This window comes from Pseudomonas sp. P4_C3, assembly GCF_056402075.1.
Window position 1 is genome coordinate 1 of sequence record NZ_JBFUIC010000340.1, and the last position, 4,133, is coordinate 4,133.

Sequence of the window (4,133 nt, forward strand, 5' to 3'; positions counted from 1 at the left end):
GACCAGAATTGCCGACTCTTCCCTCAAGGAGCTACTCATGAAATTGCACATACTGGGACCTGGATTTAGCACCTTCGTACGTAGTGTCAGACTTTACTGCGAAGAGAAAGCGCTAGATTACACACACGGGATGCAGGTGGATGGTAAAACGATCACGCTCCACAGCCCTGAACACAAGGCACTGCATCCTTTTGGCAAGGTCCCGGTTTTGCTGCATGGAGAGCGGAGCGTAATTGAAACAACCACCATTTGCCGCTACCTGGATGAAGCCTTTGCGCATACTTCTCCAAGACCCGCTGACTTGGCCCAGCAGGTAAAGGTCGATCAGTGGTCCGCTGCCCTGGCGATGTATGCCGATGATCGACTGATACGTCGTTATCTTTTACTGCTGGTTTCACCTGCGCAGCCGTCACGCCCTATTGATAGAGAAGCTGTGACTACCGCCGAGCCAATGGCGATCCAGACACTTGGGCTGCTGGCGAAGCATTTGGACGGGCAGCAATTTTTCTGCGGGGCGGACTACAGCATGGCGGACGCCATCCTGACGCCTATGCTCGATTATTTGGAACGCGTGCCCGAAAGTGCGCAATGGCTGAAAAAAACATCAAATCTTCGTGATTATCTTTTTCGCATGCGATTGCGCCAGTCAGGGCGTAACGTGTTGACCGAGCCGAACTTTAGTTAATACAGAAAATGATGGACTTATCGTTCGCCCAAGGGCCGCTCCTGGCCGAAATCGGACCTCGGTGAACGTCCGCTATTGGCTTCTCTGTTTCACAAACTGAAATGTAATCCTAACTTCCTCAGAACATCGTCCTGCTTCGCTGATTTTTTCTGCGGACACAACACATGGCACCGTTGCTCCAAAAAGGCCTGCCTACCAGGTTCAGTTTTCAAATCGTAGTCAGTGACTGGTGAATACGCTAAAGCCGCGCGCGACCATTGCTGGTGCGATTGCTTCTACGACCCGAGTAAGAGGTCAACGCCAGTACAGCAATAAAGCGGCCGACTGGTGCTGAGGGCAGCGTCTCGGGACTCGCAGCTTATGCCGGTTTCAGGAGCGGGCCCGCAAGCGGCGAGTGCGCAATGCCCCCCACCCGCTGCCGAACGCAGCTTTAAGGAACGCCCAGAATCCACTTTCGTTGGGGCGAGGTTCGCCACCTTTGGCAATGCGTTTGAGTTGTCCGGTGTACCAGAGGATTTCCATAATCCCCATGCGATCCACGGCCTTGATGCCGGTATTGATTGGTCGCACCTGTTGATTGCTGTCGCTCCCCTTCAGCAATGCCGCTGGGGCATCCGGATCAATGGCCAACAATCGTGCCAGACCGACCACATCCAGCGATCCGGAGCGCAGTGCCTCGTTCATCCCTGCMGCAGTGCGAAAACCGCCTGTGACCATCAAGGGCACTTGCACGTTAGCTCGAACCTTCGCRGCGAACTCCAAGAAGTAGGCTTCGCGCGCTACGGTAGAGCCTTTTTTCGGCTCATGCATCGCACCACTCATGGCTGGAGCCTCGTAGGTGCCGCCGGATATCTCGATTAGATCAATACCCGCGTCGATCAGCGCGCGGATAGTTTCCATCGACTCCTCTTCAGTGAAGCCACCGCGCTGGAAATCAGCCGAGTTGAGTTTAATCCCCACCGGAAAGTCCGCTCCGACCTGGCGTCGAATTTCGGCGTAGACGGCCAGCACAAAACGGCGACGCTTCTGCGGTGTGCCACCCCATTCGTCTTCGCGCCGATTGTGATGGGGTGAGAGGAACTGATTGATTAGGTAGCCGTGTGCTCCGTGGATTTCCACGCCGCCGAATCCAGCTTTTTTGCAGATGGCGGCACTGCGCCCGAAGCGCTCGATGATGTCTTGGATCTCGGCAACAGTGGCTTCACGCGGGGTTTCGAAAAAGGCAGCCATATCCTCTCGGAACGGAACAGCCGATGGAGCAAGGTTGCTGGCGTTCAGCCCCTTTGTCGATTGTTTGCCAGGGTGGTTGAGTTGCACCCAGATCGCTGCCCCCTGGTCGGTAGCAACCTTCGCCCACTGTCGCAGTACCGGCAGATCTTTCTCGTCCTCAATGACGACATTGCCCGGTTCGCCAAGGGCGCGACGGTCAATCATCACATTCCCCGTAATGATTAGTCCCAGACCGGAAGCTGCCCAGCGACGGTAGAGTTCGACCAGCCCCAGGGTGGGACGGTTATCGTAAGTGCCGAGCGTCTCGCTCATCGATGCCTTGGCCAGTCGATTGCGCAGCACGCTTCCGTTGGGCAGTTGCAGGGATTGGTTCAGCAGGTTTGTTTCAGCTTTCATCTGGTGTTCCCACAAGGCTGGAATGAGGAAGAGCAGCAAGCAATGTGTCCGGTAAGTTTTCCGGATTGAATTCGAGCGCTTGAAACAGTTGCTCGAAGGTTTCGAGCTGTGTGTGCGGTAGATGAGCCCGACCTTCGCGCAATGCATCTGCCGGCGAAATTTGTCGTAGGGCCAGCGCCATGAAGGTATTCAGATCGCAGTGGATGACCACATCGGCCGCTGGGGCATTACCTGAGCGCGCGAGTATCTGGCTGTCATCCACGCGTATGTGGAAGACTTCCTCGCCGACGTGAAACTCGTATGTGGCGCGTAATCCAGTGCTCGCATCGGAGCAGCCAATGCCCGTGAGGCTGAGGGCTATGAGTTCAGCGCGTGCAGTTGCGGGATCGATGCGTTCGTCCACTGGCAAGCTCAGCCCCCAGAGTCCTAGCGCGAGCAGTGGTTTACGCAACTGCTCCCCCAATTCCGTTAGTTCGTAGGCGGCTATTGGCGCTGTAGCAGGCTTGGCGATTCCGTTGTCTACCAGCACCTTCAGGCGTGCGGACAACCGGTTAGTCCCCATTGCCGGCAATACCGCCAACAGCTCTTTGAACCGCTTTGGGCCCAATAGCAGTTCGCGGAGCACCAATAGCGTCCAGCGCTCGCCTAGCACATCGAGGCTTCTGGCAATCGGACACAGCTGCCCATAGGTCTTGTTTAGCATTTTGTCAGGCGCCATCGTCGTTAAAACGCAGTGCGGTCATAGGGAGCGACCAATTTGGGTGGCTGCAGGTAAGCAGTCAGTCCCTGGAAAAACATTACCTTGAGGAAATCACCGCTGATAACCAACTCCTCGTTACCCAGCCCTCTAAGGAACGCTGCCTGGCTGTCCTTGGCCGAGAGAATTGCAAAACCCTTATCGGCGTCTTTAAATTTCAAAGTGAAGCGCGGATTGTCGGCCAGGCCGGCAACGGAGCGGATGGCGCCGTTTCGGATGACGAAATAGCGGCCGACACCTGCATCGGTACGGATCTGGAACACAAGATCCTCGCCTGCGATGTAGCGGGCGCAATCGGGGTTTTTCCTGACCTGCCGTTTCAGCAGTTGAGTGAACATCCACAATAGAAATTTGAACTTGATCATGGTGACAACCTTGAGTCGGTGGATCGGGGTTGACGTTATTCGCTGAGAAACCTGGCGGCGTGATAGAGAAAGCGCTCCGGGTACTGGAACTGCGCGCCGTGCCCGGCATCCGGATAAATAAACAACTGCGCGTTCGGCAGATTGCGCGCCATGTAGAACGAGTTGATGGTCGGAATCATTACGTCGTGCACGCCATTAAGGATAAACGTCGGTTGCTTGATTTGACGTAAGTAGGCAAACGGATCGTCTTCGGACACCCTCGGCAGATACAGCATGTTTGCCTCGATCTGCGCCGATGCAACTTCCTGCGAAGTAGGCGGATCCTGATCCTCGCGCTGATGCCGGCGCTCCCAGAATTCGCTTGCAGCTCGCTTTGCCACCTCGGAACGGCCAAAAAACAGGTACTCAAAGTCTTCGTAGGTCGGAACTGGACGCGGCGCGGTCGTCAGTACCTCAGGTTCCATGTCCGGGTTGCCTCCACGCGGGCCTGTACCCAATAGCATCAGCTTACGAATAAGTGCGGGATGTCGCCATGTCAGATCCAACGCCTGGAAGCCGCCAAGTGAGAAGCCCAATACATCGATTTTCTCCAGGCCCAAGGCACGTACGAAGGCGGCGGCATCATCAGCCATGTCTTCAATGCGACGACGTGGCTGGCCGGAGGACGAGGCCACGCCACGACCATTGAAGAGGATCACTT

General features: G+C 55.9%; 5 protein-coding genes. 1 reads left to right on the top strand and 4 read right to left on the bottom strand.

Annotated elements, in window-relative coordinates:
• The coding region (locus AC1DVH_RS27095) for a glutathione S-transferase family protein (protein WP_477756384.1) at window positions 1-685 on the top strand (685 nt) is incomplete at its 5' end.
• A gap of 369 nt (window positions 686-1,054) precedes the next feature.
• Here the strand turns inward: AC1DVH_RS27095 and AC1DVH_RS27100 are convergent.
• The 4 genes from AC1DVH_RS27100 to AC1DVH_RS27115 form a co-directional block, all read right to left on the bottom strand.
• Complete coding sequence (locus AC1DVH_RS27100) at window positions 1,055-2,311, bottom strand: NADH:flavin oxidoreductase/NADH oxidase family protein (protein ID WP_477756385.1); 1,257 nt, start codon at window positions 2,309-2,311, stop codon at window positions 1,055-1,057.
• The gene (locus tag AC1DVH_RS27105) at window positions 2,301-3,014 is read right to left on the bottom strand and encodes a winged helix-turn-helix transcriptional regulator (RefSeq protein ID WP_477756386.1); all 714 of its coding nucleotides are present in this window, start codon (window positions 3,012-3,014) and stop codon (window positions 2,301-2,303) included. The genes AC1DVH_RS27100 and AC1DVH_RS27105 overlap by 11 nt, the downstream gene beginning before the upstream one ends.
• Window positions 3,015-3,034: 20 nt before the next feature.
• Window positions 3,035-3,433 (bottom strand): helicase, encoded by a 399-nt coding sequence (locus AC1DVH_RS27110; protein WP_477756387.1) that lies wholly within the window; start codon window positions 3,431-3,433, stop codon window positions 3,035-3,037.
• Between the two features lie 35 nt (window positions 3,434-3,468).
• Window positions 3,469-4,133 (bottom strand): alpha/beta fold hydrolase (locus AC1DVH_RS27115; protein ID WP_477756388.1); only part of this gene is annotated, 665 nt, incomplete at its 5' end.